Origin of the sequence: Paracoccus rhizosphaerae (genome assembly GCF_026162645.1) — a bacterium.
GTDB classification, from domain to species: Bacteria; Pseudomonadota; Alphaproteobacteria; order Rhodobacterales; family Rhodobacteraceae; genus Paracoccus; species Paracoccus rhizosphaerae.
The window spans coordinates 1-15,488 of the sequence record NZ_JAOTBE010000014.1 but is presented as its reverse complement, the minus strand read 5'-3'; the positions used below and the strand labels follow the sequence as shown (position 1 = coordinate 15,488).

The 15,488-nt window shown below is 67.5% G+C and carries 16 protein-coding genes, 1 pseudogene and 1 riboswitch; of the genes and pseudogenes, 13 read left to right on the top strand and 4 right to left on the bottom strand.

Going from position 1 to position 15,488, the window contains the following annotated elements; genetic code table 11:
• Positions 1-101: 101 nt before the first annotated feature.
• Genes OC184_RS07365 through OC184_RS07355 form a run of 3 tightly spaced genes read right to left on the bottom strand, consistent with a single transcriptional unit; the run spans position 102 to position 2,922 of the window.
• A complete protein-coding gene (locus OC184_RS07365) occupies positions 102-866 on the bottom strand; it encodes an ABC transporter ATP-binding protein (protein ID WP_265506546.1) in 765 nt (254 codons plus the stop codon).
• Positions 863-1,918, bottom strand: coding sequence for a FecCD family ABC transporter permease (locus OC184_RS07360; RefSeq protein WP_378926962.1), 1,056 nt, complete (start codon positions 1,916-1,918; stop codon positions 863-865). Before OC184_RS07360 ends, OC184_RS07365 begins: the two co-directional genes overlap by 4 nt.
• Positions 1,915-2,922, bottom strand: coding sequence for an ABC transporter substrate-binding protein (locus OC184_RS07355; protein ID WP_378926960.1), 1,008 nt, complete (start codon positions 2,920-2,922; stop codon positions 1,915-1,917). The genes OC184_RS07360 and OC184_RS07355 overlap by 4 nt, the downstream gene beginning before the upstream one ends.
• Positions 2,923-3,072: 150 nt before the next feature.
• Positions 3,073-3,289: riboswitch (cobalamin riboswitch) on the bottom strand.
• A 154-nt stretch (positions 3,290-3,443) separates the two neighbouring features.
• On the opposite strand from OC184_RS07355, the gene dusA reads away from it, so the two are divergent.
• The gene (gene dusA, locus OC184_RS07350) at positions 3,444-4,439 is read left to right on the top strand and encodes a tRNA dihydrouridine(20/20a) synthase DusA (protein WP_265506544.1); all 996 of its coding nucleotides are present in this window, start codon (positions 3,444-3,446) and stop codon (positions 4,437-4,439) included.
• A 2-nt stretch (positions 4,440-4,441) separates the two neighbouring features.
• On the opposite strand, the gene mazG is transcribed toward dusA, so the two are convergent.
• Entirely contained in the window at positions 4,442-5,254 is an 813-nt protein-coding gene (gene mazG, locus OC184_RS07345; RefSeq protein WP_265506543.1) for a nucleoside triphosphate pyrophosphohydrolase, read from the bottom strand.
• Between the two features lie 65 nt (positions 5,255-5,319).
• Between mazG and OC184_RS07340 the strand changes: the two genes are divergently transcribed.
• From OC184_RS07340 to OC184_RS07285, 12 genes and pseudogenes are all read left to right on the top strand, one after another.
• A complete protein-coding gene (locus tag OC184_RS07340) occupies positions 5,320-6,480 on the top strand; it encodes a M20 aminoacylase family protein (protein ID WP_265506542.1) in 1,161 nt (386 codons plus the stop codon).
• Between the two features lie 212 nt (positions 6,481-6,692).
• Entirely contained in the window at positions 6,693-7,025 is a 333-nt protein-coding gene (gene yajC, locus OC184_RS07335; RefSeq protein WP_265506541.1) for a preprotein translocase subunit YajC, read from the top strand.
• A 15-nt stretch (positions 7,026-7,040) separates the two neighbouring features.
• Positions 7,041-8,705 (top strand): protein translocase subunit SecD, encoded by a 1,665-nt coding sequence (gene secD, locus OC184_RS07330; RefSeq protein WP_265506540.1) that lies wholly within the window; start codon positions 7,041-7,043, stop codon positions 8,703-8,705.
• Between the two features lies 1 nt (position 8,706).
• On the top strand, positions 8,707-9,702 hold the full coding sequence (gene secF, locus OC184_RS07325) for a protein translocase subunit SecF (protein ID WP_265506539.1): 996 nt from the start codon (positions 8,707-8,709) through the stop codon (positions 9,700-9,702).
• Entirely contained in the window at positions 9,702-10,052 is a 351-nt protein-coding gene (locus OC184_RS07320) for an Mth938-like domain-containing protein (protein ID WP_265506538.1), read from the top strand. The genes secF and OC184_RS07320 overlap by 1 nt, the downstream gene beginning before the upstream one ends.
• Positions 10,049-10,678, top strand: coding sequence for a heme ABC exporter ATP-binding protein CcmA (ccmA, locus tag OC184_RS07315; protein ID WP_265506537.1), 630 nt, complete (start codon positions 10,049-10,051; stop codon positions 10,676-10,678). The genes OC184_RS07320 and ccmA overlap by 4 nt, the downstream gene beginning before the upstream one ends.
• The gene (ccmB, locus tag OC184_RS07310; protein WP_265506535.1) at positions 10,675-11,331 is read left to right on the top strand and encodes a heme exporter protein CcmB; all 657 of its coding nucleotides are present in this window, start codon (positions 10,675-10,677) and stop codon (positions 11,329-11,331) included. Before ccmA ends, ccmB begins: the two co-directional genes overlap by 4 nt.
• A 40-nt stretch (positions 11,332-11,371) precedes the next feature.
• Positions 11,372-12,097: a heme ABC transporter permease gene (locus tag OC184_RS07305; RefSeq protein WP_265506533.1), complete on the top strand. Its 726-nt coding sequence runs from the start codon at positions 11,372-11,374 to the stop codon at positions 12,095-12,097.
• Complete coding sequence (ccmD, locus tag OC184_RS07300; RefSeq protein ID WP_265506532.1) at positions 12,094-12,237, top strand: heme exporter protein CcmD; 144 nt, start codon at positions 12,094-12,096, stop codon at positions 12,235-12,237. Before OC184_RS07305 ends, ccmD begins: the two co-directional genes overlap by 4 nt.
• Positions 12,230-12,772: a DsbE family thiol:disulfide interchange protein gene (locus OC184_RS07295; protein ID WP_265506531.1), complete on the top strand. Its 543-nt coding sequence runs from the start codon at positions 12,230-12,232 to the stop codon at positions 12,770-12,772. The genes ccmD and OC184_RS07295 overlap by 8 nt, the downstream gene beginning before the upstream one ends.
• 68 nt (positions 12,773-12,840) lie before the next feature.
• Positions 12,841-14,646, top strand: coding sequence for a gamma-glutamyltransferase (gene ggt, locus OC184_RS07290; protein WP_265506530.1), 1,806 nt, complete (start codon positions 12,841-12,843; stop codon positions 14,644-14,646).
• A 289-nt stretch (positions 14,647-14,935) separates the two neighbouring features.
• Positions 14,936-15,363: pseudogene (locus OC184_RS07285) on the top strand (transposase); the annotation flags it as partial.
• Between the last annotated feature and the right edge of the window lie 125 nt (positions 15,364-15,488).

The window sequence follows — 15,488 nt, the reverse complement described above, 5'->3', positions numbered from 1 at the left end:
TGAACCTTATGACGTGATGGGCGGCAGAAGCTGCCACGGGTCGGACACGCGATGCTGTTGCACCCGGCCGCGCGGCTCAGCCTGGGCGTGGCGCGGCCCCCTCAGTCGATCGGATGAAACCGCATGATTCGACTGCCGTCCTGGGGGTCGATCAAGGCGCTGGCGCGGACGCCGAAGACCTGGGCCAGGATGGCGGGGTTCAGCACCTCTGCCGGCGGGCCGAGCGCCTGAAGGCGGCCGTCCTGCAGCACCGCAAGCCGGTCGCATCGCATCGCGTGGTTCAGGTCGTGCAGGGCGATCACTGTCGAGACGCCCAAGCCGCCGACCAGATCCAGGACCGACAGCTGGTGCCGGATGTCCAGATGATTCGTCGGCTCGTCCAGCAGCAGGATTTGCGGAGTCTGCGCCAGCGCGCGGGCGATATGGGCACGCTGGCGCTCTCCTCCCGACAGGGTCGACCAGTCGCGCAGGGCAAGGTGCGCCAGGTCCACCCGCCTCAGCGCATGGGCCACCTCGGCATCGTCCTGCGCGGACCACGGGCTCAGGGCGTCCAGCCAAGGGGTCCTGCCCAAGGCCACGGCGTCGCGGACGGTGATGCGATCCGCAGTCTCGGCGCTTTGGGCGACAAGCGCGATCCGACGCGCGATTTCGCGCTGCGACAGGTCGGCCATGGGGCGACCGTCCAGGATCACGTGACCCCGGTCCGGGCGAACCAGCCCCGCCAGCAGCCGCATCAGCGTCGACTTTCCCGAACCGTTGGGCCCGACAAGGCCCAGAACCTCGCCCGTGGAAATTGTCAGGCTGACGTCGTCCAGCAGGGTGCGGCCGCGAACCCGGCGCCGCACGTGACGCGCCTCAAGGATCATGCCGCGGACCTTGCGCGGATCAGGATCACGGCGAAGGCCGGGGCGCCGACAAGGGCGGTCACGACGCCGATGGGCAAGGTCTGGCCCGGCACCAGCATCCGCGCGATCACGTCGGCCGCGATCAGGAAGACCATGCCGATCAGCGCCGACGCCGGCACCAGGCGCGCGTGCCGGCTGCCGACCAGAAGCCGCGCGGCATGCGGGACCACCAGGCCGACGAACCCGATGGCGCCGGTGATCGACACCATCGCGGCCGTCGCCGCCGCCGTGGCCAGGATCAGCACCGCCTGCACCCGCCGCACCGGCACCCCGAGAGAGGCCGCCGATTCGCTGCCGAAGGTGAAGGCGTCCAGCGACCGGACATGCCAGAACGCCGCACCCAGGGCAGTCGTCACGGCAGCGACCGCCAGCACGACGTCGTCCCACCTGACGCCCGAGAGGTTGCCCAGCAGCCAGAACATGATCCCGCGGGCCTGCTCGGCACTGGCGGACCGGGCGATGATGAAGCTGGTCAGCGCGTTGAACAGCTGCGACCCCGCGATGCCGGCCAGCACGATCTGTGCCGCCCCTCGCGCAGTGGGCCCCCCGCCTGCCAGCCGGGCCAGTCCCGTGACCATTCCGAACGCCGCCATGGCGCCCAGCAGCGCACCCGCAGACATCGGAAGGAACGCGCCGCCGATCCCGGCCACCGCCACAACGACCGCCCCCGTGGACGCCCCGGCCGAGATGCCCAGCAGATAGGGGTCGGCCAGCGCATTGCGCAGCAGGGTCTGCAGGACCAGGCCCGAGATCGCCAGTCCCGCCCCGCAGGCCCCGGCGACCAGCGCGCGCGGCAGGCGATAGGACCAGACGATGCCCTGGTCGATCGGATCGACCGCATAACCGGCGTCCCACAACTGGTTGGCGAAGGCCCGCAGGACCGTGCCCAGGGCGATGGGGGTTTCTCCCATCGCCGTGCCGGCCAAGGGCGCGGCCAGGATCAGCAGCGGCACCCACCACCAGGCAGCAAGCCCCGGGCGGGGTCGGACCATGACACCGGCGTCGGTCGTCATTCAGCCAGTCCTTCCATGCCCCGTGCCAGATGCTCCAGCCCGTCGATCAGGCGGATGCTGGCATGCATCGCCTCGGCATCCAGGATCACGATGCGGTTTCCCCTCACGGCGATCATCTGGCTGGTCACTGGGTCCGATTTCAGAAAGCGCAGCTTTTCGTCGACATCGTCAGCCGGAAAGCGGCGGCGGTCCATGCGTGCGATCACCAGGACGGACGGGTCGGCGCGGGCGATCGTCTCCCATCCCACGGTCGGCCATTCCTCGTCAGAGGTGACGACATTGCGCAGGCCCAACCGCTGCAGCATCCAGGCGGGGATGCCCATGCCGCCCGCCATGTAGGGATCAAGCTCAAGATCCGCAGACGAGAACCAGACCGCCGCGGATACATCGGCAAGGTCCAAGTCCCGGACCCGTTCGACGACGGCAGCCTCGCGCGCCTGCAGATCGGTGATCAGCGCATCACCGGCCTCCTGCGCGTCCATGACCTCGGCCATCTGGTCGATCCCGTCCCACAGGGTCTGGATGTCGAAGGGCACCAGCCGCGTGCCGTCCGAGCCCACCAGGTTGTCCTTGCCTTGGCAGTCGGCGGGCATGACATAGGCCGGGACGCCCAGGTCGGCGAACTGCTGCCGCGTGCCCACCGCGCCCTGGTCGCCGATCATCCATTCGAACACCGCCGGCACGAAGCCGGGGCGCTTGTTCACCACGGATTCGAAGCTGGGCGCGTTGTCGCTGATCCGCTCGACCTTCGCGTCTTCTTCCGCAAAACGCGGCAGCACTTCGTTGAACCACAGCGAGGTGCCCGCCATGCGGTCGGCCTGGCCCAGGGCATAGAGGATCTCGGTCGTGGCCTGCCCGATTGACACTACGTTGTCGGGTCGTGCCGGAAACGTCAGGGCGTGGCCGCAATTGTCGATGGTCAGGGGATATTCGGTCGGCGCGGCCATGGCGGCGGGTGCCGACGCCAGGACCACCAGCGTGATCAGGGGAAATCTTGTCATCATGTCGTCCTTCATCATGCGAAGGACGGGGCTGAAGAAGGCGCAACGACGAAGGACAGGGGTTACCCATCGGCTTCGCGGCATCCGGCGGTCAGGCTTGGCGATCGCCACGTGTCGGCACATGCGGTCTTTCTCCGGGGCACCCCGCCCGGGCTGGCTTCGGTGACGATGGCAGGTCTCCTGACTTGCGGATCATGGCCTTCCCCGCCTTCCCGACGCAGGTGCGCCAGTGGCATCGTGGGGTCGGCTCGCCGCTTACAGTTGCGGGGGCAGTCGCGGATTCGGCGCCTGTTGGCTACTCCTCACCGCGTTCCCTTTTCACCCGGTCGGAGCCTTGGCCGACACGGGAACCATCGGCCACAGCGATGCCCGCAAACTGGGCCGAGGTCAACGTGGAAGAATGCCCCCGTGGTCATCTCGACCGAAGCAGGGGGCAGAGGTTTGCCGATCGGCGCAAGTTGGGATAGGGTGCCGTCCTTCCGCCTGCGCCGATGCGGTTTCGGGTCAAGTCACACGGGTGATGCTTGAAAGACAACTTAGCGAATGATGGCGTTGGGGGGGCCGCCAGGCTCTCGGTCGCGCCGATGATGGACTGGACAGACCGCAACTGTCGCCGGTTCCACCGGCTGATGTCGCGCAGGGCGCTGCTCTATACCGAAATGGTGACGGCGCCGGCGGTCATTCACGGCGACCGGCCGCGGCTTCTGGACTTTCATGCGGATGAGCATCCGCTGGCGCTTCAGCTGGGCGGTTCCGACCCGGCCGAATTGCGCGATGCGACGCGGATCGCCGGGGAATGGGGATATGACGAGATCAACCTGAACTGCGGCTGCCCCAGCGACCGGGTCCAGTCCGGGGCCTTCGGTGCGGTTCTGATGAAAAGCCCCCAGGTCGTCGCCGATTGCGTCACGGCGATGCAGGCCGTCAGCCCGGTCGAGATCACCGTCAAGTGCCGCATCGGCGTCGACGACCAGCAGCCCGAGGAGGTTCTGCCGCAGTTCATCGAGACGATGCGACAGGCCGGCATCCGCCGCATGGCCATCCATGCCCGCAAGGCTTGGCTGCAGGGCCTGAACCCCAAAGAGAACCGAGAGATCCCGCCTTTGGACTATCCGCTGGTCCACGCGATGAAGGCGCAGTTTCCGGACATGCACCTGTCGGTGAACGGCGGCATCCCCGGCCTTGAGGAGGCGCGGAGTCACCTGGCGGTCATGGACGGTGCGATGATCGGACGCGCTGCCTATCACGAGCCGTGGAACATCCTCGGTTCGGCCGACAGCCTCTGGGGGGAACGGCCACCCTTCGACGATCCGCTGGACGTGGCGCGGGCGATGCGCCCTGTGATCGCCGACCACCTGGCTCAGGGCGGGCGACTGCACCAGTTCACGCGCCACATGCTGGGCCTCTTCCACGGCCGCCCCGGCGCCCGCAGCTGGAAACGCACCCTGTCGGAAGGTGCCCCGAAAGGCGGGATCGAGGTCTATGACGCCGCGCTGGGACAGGTGGCGCAACCCGCCTGAGGTCAGCGGGCAGCCTTTTCGGCCAGCTTGGCTTTGTCCCACAACCGGTCCATCTCGGCCAGGTGGCTGTCCTGGGGGCTGCGGCCCTCGGCGGCCAGCGCGGATTCGATCGACTGGAAGCGACGTGTGAACTTGGCGTTGGCGCGGCGCAGGGCCAGTTCGGGGTCGATCTTCAGGTGGCGCGCCAGGTTCGCCATCACGAACATCAGGTCGCCGAACTCTTCCTCCAGCGCGTCTGGGCCAAGCTCGTCCCGCGCCTCGACCAACTCGGCCGTCTCTTCCGATATCTTGGCCAGCACGTCGCCGGGGCCCGGCCAGTCGAAGCCGACGCGCGCGGCGCGATTCTGCAGCTTGACCGCCCGCGTCAGCGCCGGCAGGCCCAACGCCACCCCGTCCAGCGTGCCACGTTCGGCCTTGCCCGCACGCTCGACCGCTTTGATCGCTTCCCAGTCCTTCACCTGCTGCTCGGCCGACTTGTCGCGGGATTCGTCGCCAAAGACGTGCGGGTGGCGGAAGATCAGCTTGTCGCTGATGGCCGCCGCACAGTCGGCGAAATCAAACATCCCGCCTTCCTGCGCGATCTGCGCCTGGAATACGACCTGCAACAGCAGGTCGCCCAGCTCTCCCGGCAGCTCCTCCCAGGCCTCGCGCTGAATCGCGTCCTCGACCTCGTGGGCCTCTTCGATCGTGTAGGGGGCGATGGTGGCGAAGGTCTGCTCGATGTCCCAGGGGCAGCCGGTCTTGGGGTCGCGAAGCGCGGCCATGATGCTCAGAAGGCGCGTGATCTCGGCTGAGGGGTCGCGTGTGTCGGCCATTGCAATTCCCTTGCGGACGCTGAAGATGCCCCTTCCGACTGCCACAGCGAAAGGTCCAAGTCCACATGCCCGTCCTGAACCGCATTGCGGATTTCGCTGATGACATGACCGCATGGCGGCGCCACCTTCACCGGCATCCCGAACTGGGCTTCGACTGCCACCAGACCGCTGCCTTCGTGGTCCAGCGCCTGCGCGACTTCGGCGTGGACCAGATCCACGAGGGGATCGGCCGGACCGGTGTCGTGGGCATCATCCAGGGGCAGGGTGACGGTCCGACGATCGGCCTGCGCGCCGACATGGACGCGCTTCCGATGGACGAAGTGACGGGGGCTGAATGGGCCTCCATCGTGCCGGGGCGGATGCATGCCTGCGGACATGACGGCCACACGACAATGCTGCTGGGGGCGGCGCGCTATCTGGCCGAGACGCGCAACTTCGCGGGGCGCGTCGCGCTGATCTTCCAGCCCGCCGAAGAGGCCGGCGGCGGTGGCGAGGCGATGGTGCGGGACGGCCTGATGGACCGCTTCGGCATCACCCGCGTCTTCGCCATGCACAACAATCCGGGTCAGGACGCGGGCAGCTTCCGCACCACGCCGGGACCCATCATGGCCGCCGTCGACACGTTCGAGATCCATGTGAAGGGGCGTGGCGGACATGGGGCGCTGCCGCACCTGACCGCCGATCCGGTCGTCGCGGCGGTGGGCGTCGTCAGCGCGATCCAGACCATCTCCAGCCGCAACCACTACGCGCTGGACGACCTGGCGCTGTCGGTGACGCAGATCCACACCGGCAGCGCCGACAACATCGTCCCGGACACCGCTTACATCTGCGGCACGGTCCGTACCTTCGCGCCGCAGGTGCGCGACATGGTTCGCCGCCGCATGACGCAGATCTGCGAGGGCCAGGCCGCGGCCTATGACGTGCAGATCGCGCTGGATTATCAGCAGGGCTATCCGGCCACCGTCAACGACTCCGCAGAGGCTGCCTTCGCGGTCGAGGTCGCCCGCGAAATCGCAGGTGAGGCAAATGTCGCCCCAGACAGCGGGCGCGAGATGGGGGCCGAGGACTTCAGCTATCTGCTGAACGCGCGTCCGGGCTGCTATCTGTTCCTGGGGCAGGGGGACGGGCCGGGCGTCCACAATCCGACGTACGACTTCAACGATGAGATCGCCCCCGTCGGCGCCAGCTTCTTTGCGCGGCTGGTGGAACGCGCGCAGCCGGTCTGAGCGGTTTGCGTTCAAGCGCGGCGGCCACTGGCGACGCGTTTTCCAGTCCGCCCGCCCGCACGTGGTCAGGCTTCACCCCGATCACGAAGCCGTCACGGCACTTGTCGGGCAGGCGGGGGCCGCTTTCTTGCCAAGGGCGGGCGGCGCGGATAGGTTGCGCGCCAATCCTGACGCGGCCAAGGGGCCGTGCCACCTGACCGAAAGGACCATCGATGTTCGTGACCCCCGCCTATGCCCAAGCCGCCGGCGGCGCCGGTGCGGGCGCTGCCTTCGCGCAGTTCATCCCGCTGATCCTGATCTTCGCGATCATGTACTTCCTGATGATCCGCCCGCAGCAGAAGCGCCTCAAGCAGCACCGCGCCATGGTCGAGGCGGTCAAGAAGGGCGATCAGGTGGTCACACAGGGCGGCATCCTGGGCAAGGTCGCCGCCGTCCGCGACGATGAACTGGAAGTCGAGATCGCGCAGGGCGTCCGTGTCCGCGTGATCCGCAGCACCCTGGCCCAGGTGGTCAGCAAGACCGAACCGGTCGCCGCCAACAAGTGAAAGGCGTAAGCCACCATGCTGCAGATTGACCGCTGGAAGCGCATCCTGATCATCGGGATCTGCCTTCTGGGCCTGCTCTATGCGCTGCCCAATGCCTTCTATTCGCGGGTCGAGGCGCATAACGACGCCGTGGCCCGGATCGAGGCGACTGGCGTCGAGACGCCCGAACTGGCGGCGGCCCGTGACGGCTGGCCGTCCTGGATGCCCAACAGCCTGGTCAATCTGGGCCTGGACCTGCGCGGCGGCGCCCATCTTCTGGGCGAGGTGCAGGTCGAGCAGGTCTACAAGGCCCGCATGGATTCGCTCTGGCCGGAACTGCGCCGCGCCCTGGCGGCCGAGCGCGAGACGGTCGGCGCCATCCGCCGCGTGCCCTCCCCCGAAGGCACACTGGCGATCGAGATCGGCAACCCTGACCAGATGGCCCGCGCGGTGGAAATCGTCCGCGGCTTTTCCAACCCCGTCACCACGCTGACCGGGGCCGGTCAGCAGTCGCTGGCGATCCAGGCGCAGGGCGCCACCCTGACCATCCAGCTGTCGGACGCCGAAAAGGCCGTGACGGACGACCGCACCATCCAGCAGTCGCTGGAGATCGTGCGCCGCCGCGTCGACGAGGTCGGCACCCGCGAACCGACGATCATGCGCCAGGGCGAGGATCGCATCCTGATCCAGGTCCCCGGCATCGGTTCGGCCAGCGAACTGAAGGAGCTGATCGGCACGACCGCGCAGCTGACCTTCAACCCGGTCGTCGGATCGACCGGCGATGCCAATGCGCAGCCGGGTCTGGGCCAGACCATCGCGCCGTCGGTGGATCAGGAAGGCCTCTACTATATCCTGGAGGACAGCCCCGTCGTCACCGGCGAGGATCTGGTCGACGCCATGCCGGCGACTGACGAGAACGGCCTGCCCTCGGTCAATTTCCGGTTCAACCCGACCGGCGCGCGCGCCTTTGGGGCCTATACCTCGGCCAATATCGGCCAGCCCTTCGCGATCGTCCTGGACAACGAGGTGATCTCGGCCCCGGTGATCCGGTCCGCGATCACGACGGGGTCGGGCCAGATATCGGGCTCGATGGATTTTGACCAGGCGAACCGGCTGGCGGTCCTTTTGCGCGCAGGCGCCCTGCCGGCCGAGATGACCTTCCTTGAGGAACGCACCATCGGGCCGGAACTTGGCCAGGACAGCGTCGATGCCGGCAAGGTCGCGGCCGCGGTGGGCTTCGTCGCCGTGGTGGCGCTGATGATCCTGTCCTATGGCCGCTTCGGCATATTCGCGACCGTTGCGCTGGCCTTCAACATGCTGCTTCTGTTCGCCGTGCTTTCGATCATCGGCGCGACGCTGACGCTGCCTGGCATCGCGGGGATCGTGCTGACCATCGGCATGGCGGTCGACGCCAACGTACTGGTCTTCGAACGCATCCGGGAAGAGCTGAAGACCGCCCGCGGCCCCGCCCGCGCGATCGAGCTTGGTTATGAAAAGGCCATGTCGGCCATCGTTGACGCCAACATCACCACGCTGATCATTGCGGCAATCCTGTTTGTTCTGGGGTCCGGCCCGGTCAAGGGGTTCGCCGTCACCCTGACCATCGGCATCGTGACCTCGGTCTTCACAGCGCTGTTCCTGACGCGGCTGATCACCGTCATCTGGTTCGAACGCGCCCGCCCGAAAGAGATTGAGGTCTGACATGGCATTTCGTCTGAAACTGGTTCCCGACGAAACGCGGATCGACTTCTTCCGCTGGCAGTTCCTGACCTTCGGGATCTCGACCCTGCTGGCGGTGGCGTCCGTCGTGGTGCTGTTCTTGAACGGGCTGAACTTCGGCATCGACTTCCGCGGCGGCACGACGATCCGCACGGAATCGGTGCAGCCGGTCGATGTCGGTGCCTATCGCAATGCGCTGCAGCCGCTGAACCTGGGCGACGTCGCCATCACCGAGGTGTTCGACCCGACCTTCGGGCCCGAACAGAACGTGGCCCAGGTCCGCATCAGCGCCCAGGACGGGGCCGAGGCCGTGACACCCGACACCATCGCCGCCGTCGAAAGCGCGCTGCAGGAGGTCGATCCTTCGATCACCTTCCCGTCCGTCGAATCGGTCGGGCCGAAGGTCTCGGGCGAACTGGTGCAGACGGCGGTCTACGCCGTGCTGGCGTCGCTTGTCGCGATCTCGATCTATATCTGGCTGCGCTTCGAATGGCAGTTCGCGATGGGCGCCATCGTGTCGCTGCTCCATGACGTGCTGATCACGATGGGGGTCTTCGCGCTGTTCCAGATCCGGTTCGACCTGACGACCATCGCGGCGCTGCTGACCATCGTCGGCTATTCGATCAACGACACCGTCGTCGTCTTCGACCGCCTGCGAGAGAACCTGGTCAAGTACAAGACCCGTCCGCTGCGCGAACTGATGAACCTGTCGGTGAACGAGACGCTGTCGCGGACCGTGATGACCTCGGGCACGACGCTGGTGGCGCTGATCGCGCTGCTGGCCCTGGGCGGCGACGTGATCCGCGGCTTTGTCTTCGCGATCACCTTCGGCATCCTGATCGGTACCTATTCGTCGATCTACGTCGCCAAGAACGTGGTCCTGTGGCTGGGCGTGCGCCGCGACTGGGGCAAGCCGGATCCCAAGGACCCCAAGACGCGCCGCAACGTGTCGCCCTTCGAGGGCGCCGAGGAGGTCTAGTGCTGGAGCCGACCGACTTCGAGGGGAAGAACGCCGTCGACAGCTATGGCCCCGGCTTCTTCCGCATTGCCGGCAAGGTCTTCCAAGGCGGCGTCGTGGTCGAGGGCGACCGCATCCAGCAATGGCAGGGGCTGGGCGACCTTGACCCGCTGCGGGCGCTGGAGGGTCGGGTCGACGTCCTGTTCCTGGGCCTTGGCGAGCAGATCGGCTATGCCCCCCGGCCCCTGACCGCGCTGCTGGAGGGGCTGGGCATCCGGGTCGAGTCGATGCCGTCGCCCACCGCGGCCCGGACCTACAACGTCACCCTGTCCGAAGGCCGCCGCGTCGCCTGCGCGCTGCTGCCCCTGTGACGCTTCTGACCGTCGAGGGGCTGGCGGTGTCCCGCGGCGGTCTGCGCGCCGTCGAGGGCGTCGGCTTCACCCTCGATCCGGGGCAGGCGCTGATCCTGCGCGGCCCCAACGGCATCGGCAAGACGACGCTGCTGCGCACCGTCGCCGGTCTTCAGCCGCCGGTGGAAGGGCGCATCACCATTCCCGATGACGCGGTGGCCTACGCCGCCCATGCCGACGGGTTGAAGCCCGCCCTGACCGCCGCCGAGAACCTGCGTTTCTGGGCGCAGGTCTTCGGCGGCGACGGTGTGGCGGCCGCGCTGGCGGCGATGGACCTGCAGGCGCTGGCCGACCGTCCGGCGGCAGCACTGTCTGCGGGGCAGAAGCGCCGGCTGGGGCTGGCGCGCCTGCTGGTGACGGGGCGGCCGCTCTGGGTGCTGGACGAACCGACCGTGTCCCTCGACGCGGCCTCGGTCGCGCGCTTTGCAGTCGTGATTCGCGACCACCTGGGGCAAGGGGGCGCGGCGCTGATCGCCACCCATATCGACCTTGGCGTGGCCGAGGCGCGGGTGCTGGACCTGACGCCCTTCCGCGCCCGGCCCGGCCGCACGTCCCGCCCCTCGGGCTTCAACGAGGCCTTTGCATGATCGCGCTGCTGATCCGCGACCTGCGGCTGGCGACCAGGGCAGGGGGCGGTTTTGGCCTGGGTGTGGCGTTCTTCCTGGTCCTCTCGGCGCTGGTGCCCTTCGGCATCGGGCCGGATCGCGCGGCGCTGGCGCCGGTCGCGCCCGGCATCCTTTGGGTTGGCGCGCTGCTGGCCTGCCTTTTGTCTCTGGACCGCATCTTCGCGCTGGATCACGAGGACGGCAGCCTGGACCTGCTGGCGACGGCGCCCCTGCCCTTGGAAGGCACGGTCGCCGTCAAGGCGCTGGCGCACTGGATCACGACGGGCCTGCCGCTGATCCTGGCCGCGCCAGTCTTCGGCGTGCTGCTGCAATTGCCGCCGGCGGCGATGCCGTGGCTGGTCCTGTCGCTGCTGCTGGGCACGCCGGCGCTGTCAATGCTGGGGGCATTCGGCGCCGCGATCACCGTGGGCCTGCGCCGCGGGGGGCTGCTTTTGTCGCTGTTGGTCCTGCCGCTCTATATCCCCACACTGATCTTCGGGGCCGAGGTGACGCGCCGGGGGGCCGAGGGTGCGGCCGTCCAGACGCCGCTGGTCTTCCTGGCCGGCATCACGCTGGCGGCGGCGGCGCTGATCCCCTTCGCCGCCGCCGCCGCGTTGCGGATCAATCTGCGGTGAAGCCCTTGAGAAGGCGCGTACCGCGCGGGTAGGAGGAAGAATGTCGATCTGGGAATACGCCAACCCGACCAAGTTCATGCGCACGACCGACGGGCTTCTGCCCTGGCTGGTTGCAGGCGCGGCCGTCTGCTGCGTGGGCGGTCTGGTCTGGGGCTTCCTGACGCCCCAGGATTTCCGCCAGGGATCGACGGTCAAGATCGTGTTCCTGCACGTCCCCGCCGCCATGATGGCGATCAACATCTGGGTGATGATGCTGGTCGCGTCCCTCATTTGGATCATCCGCCGCCATCATGTCAGCGCCCTGGCCGCCAAGGCCGCCGCGCCCATCGGTGCCGTGATGACGCTGATCGCGCTGGCGACCGGGGCGATCTGGGGCCAGCCGATGTGGGGCACCTGGTGGGAATGGGACCCGCGGCTGACCTCCTTCCTGATCCTGTTCCTGTTCTACGTCGGCTATATCGCGCTCTGGTCCGCGGTCGAAGACCCGGACAGCGCCGCCGACCTGACGGGCGTCCTGTGCCTGGTCGGATCGGTCTTCGCGCTTCTGTCGCGCTATGCGGTGCTGTTCTGGAACCAGGGCCTGCACCAGGGCGCGTCGCTGTCCGTCGCGCCCGGCGAACGGATGAGCGCGGTCTATCGCTATCCCCTCTATCTCTCGATGCTGGGCTTCATGCTGCTGTTCCTGGCGCTGGTCCTGATCCGGACCCGGACCGAGATCCGCAGGCGGCGCCTAGCCGCCCTCCAGGCACGGGAGATGCGCGCATGATCGACCTTGGCAAATACGCCGCCACCGTCTGGCTGGCTTACGGCGTGGGGCTGGCCCTGCTGGCGGGACTGATCTGGCAGACCGTCGCCGCCAACGCCCGCGCCCGCCGCGCCCTGGAAGAGCATGACAAAAATGGCTAAGCTGTCACCGCTGATGATCCTGCCGCCCGTGGTCTTCGCGGCCCTTGCGGCGACCTTCCTCTGGGGAATGAACCGCGACGATCCGGGCAAGCTGCCATCCGCGATGATCGGGCGGCAGGCACCCGCCGTTCCGCAGACCACCCTGCCGGGCAAGACCCAGCTGACGGATGCGATGCTGCGCGAGCCGGGCGTCAAGCTGGTGAACTTCTGGGCCAGCTGGTGCCCGCCCTGCCGGGCCGAACACCCCACCCTGACGGCCCTATCCGAACAGTTGCCGGTCTATGGCATCGACCTGAAGGACCCCGAGGCCAATGCGCTGTCCTTCCTGGCCGAAGACGGCGACCCCTTCGCGGCACTTGCCACCGATCCGCGCGGGCGCACCGCCATCGACTGGGGCGTCACCGCCCCGCCCGAGACCTTCATCGTGAACGGCGAGGGTGAAATCCTCTATCGCCACGCCGGCCCGCTGATCCGCGAGGATTACGAGAACCGCTTCCTGCCCGAACTGGAACGCGCACTGGCGGCCGAGGACTGATCCTCAGGGTTGCACGACAGGCAAGCCGGGGTCAGACTGACTTCATCATGAACAGATGAGGTCAGCCGATGACACGGACAGGACTTGCACTGGCGCTGCTTCTGGGCAGCGCGACATTCGTATCCGCACAGCAGGCCGCCGACGCGCTGGCGCCCGAGGGCGCATCTGGCGCCGACGTGACCACCGACGGCTTCGGCGACCTGACGCAGGCGGCGCGGGACGCGCTGGCGGCCAAGGCCGACGGGCGGCCGGTCGCCGCACAGAACTGGATGGTGGCGGCCGCGCATCCGCTGGCGGTCCAGGCTGGGGCGCGGGTGCTGGAACAGGGCGGCACTGCAGCCGATGCCATGGTCGCCGTACAGGTCGTCCTGGGTCTGGTCGAGCCGCAGAGCTCGGGTCTGGGGGGCGGGGCGTTCCTTGTCTGGCACGACGGCGACACCGGCGACATCACCACCCTGGACGGCCGCGAGACTGCGCCGATGGCGGCCACGCCGACCCTGTTTCTGGACAACAACGGCGAGCCGCTGGAGTTCATGGAGGCCGTGGTCGGAGGACGCTCTGTCGGCACCCCCGGCACACCTCGGCTGATGGAGGTCGCCCACCGCAAGTGGGGACGCGCCAACTGGGCGGGTCTCTTCGAGGATGGCATCCGTCTGGCTGAGGAGGGATTCACCGTCTCGCCCCGCCTGGCCGGACTGGTCGCCGAAGAGGGTGACGCGCTGTCCCGCTATCCGGCGACGACGGATTACTTCTTTCCGAGCGGTGATCCAATCGCGCAGGGCGCGACGCTGACCAACCCCGCCTATGCCGAAACGCTGCGGATGCTGGCCGCCGATGGCGCCGATGCCTTCTATACCGGAGAGATCGCGCAGGACATCGTCGCCGCCGTCCGCGGGGCCGAGGACAATCCGGGCCTGCTGTCGCAGGAGGATCTGTCATCATATGACGTGGTCGAGCGGCCTGCCGTCTGCGTCGAATACCGTGACCACGACGTCTGCGGGATGGGGCCGCCCTCGTCCGGCGGGCTGACGGTGGGGCAGATCCTGGGGATGCTGGCCGGCTATGACCTGGCTTCGATGGGCGCGGAAAGTGCCGATGCGTGGCGGCTGATCGGCGATGCCTCGCGGCTGGCCTTCGCGGATCGCGGCCGCTACATGGCCGACAGCGACTATGTCCCGGTGCCGGTCGAGGGGCTGCTGGACCCGGCCTATCTGGCCCGGCGTGCCGAACTTCTGTCAGGCGACGACAGCCTGCCCGAGGTCAGCGCCGGCAACCCAAGCTGGAGCCACGCAATGCTGTGGGGTCAGGACAGCGCGCTGGAACTGCCCTCCACCACGCATATCTCTATTGTCGACAGCTATGGCAACGCCTTGTCGATGACCACGACCATTGAGAACGGGTTCGGATCGCGCCTGATGGCGGCGGGATTCCTGCTGAACAACGAACTGACCGACTTCAGCTTCGAGACGCATGACGCCAATGGCTGGCCCATCGCCAATGCGGTGGCGCCGGGCAAACGGCCGCGGTCGTCAATGGCCCCGACCATCGTGCGCCAGGACGGGCAGCCGGTGATGGTTATTGGATCGCCCGGCGGCAGCCGGATCATCGGCTATGTCGCCAAGGCCATCGTCGCGCATCTGGACTGGGGCATGGACATCCAGCAGGCGGTCGCAACGCCGAATCTGGTGAACCGTTTCGGCACCATGGACGTCGAGGCGGACCTTCCCGCCGCGCTGACCGACGACCTGACCGCGATGGGGTTCGAGGTGAACGAGACCGACCTGACCTCAGGGCTGCAGGGTATCGTGATCACGCCCGAGGGGCTTCAGGGCGGGGCGGACCCCCGCCGCGAAGGCATTGCCATCGGGGGGTGATCACCGGCACGGTCGGTCGCCATATCGACCGCCCAACCGGCAGGCAGCGTCGCGGCTAGCTTAGCCAGAACGGAGTTAGCCGGACTGCGGAATGGCATAGACGATGCGGCAGGCCGCGTCTTGCGTCATGGCTCGGCTCTGCAAGATCCCCTTGGCCGTCTAGGGTTTGCACTCATAACCAATAGATAACGGTTGCGGCGAGCGCGATCGCCGAGAAGAAGACCTTCGGACCTGTCGCGGTTTGGTGCCGCTCCTTTGACCACGTAATGTGCAGCAGAGGAGATGAACCATGGGCACAGTCAGGACGGATGAATTTCGCAAGGATGCAGTGCGGATTACGCTGACCAGCGGGCTTTCGCGGCGTCAAGTTGCGGATGATCTTGGGGTCGGCTTGTCGACCCTCAATAAGTGGGTGAACGCACTTCGGGACACGGACGTAGTCTCAGCCGAGGATCGCGAGCTGGCGCGTGAGAACGAACGGCTTCGGCGCGAGAACCGTATCCTCAAGGAGGAGAGGGACATCCTAAAAAAGCCACCCAGTTCTTCGCGAGCCATGGAGGGCATGAACGCCATGGGTCCGAGTGAATGCCCGACACCGTGAGGTTCAGGTTCATCGAAGAACAGCATGGGGCCTTCCCGATCGACCGGCTGTGCCAGGTGATGAATGTCAGCCCGCGTGGATTACGGGCCTTTCGCAGCCGCCCAGCCAGCCATAGGCTCCAGACCCATTGATTTCACTTCCTTTGCGTGATTCAGGGCTCGTAAGGAGACCTGATTGATGAGCAATCTGTTTTGGCTGACCGAGGTACAGATGGTGCGCCTTCGCCCTTTCTTCCCCAAGA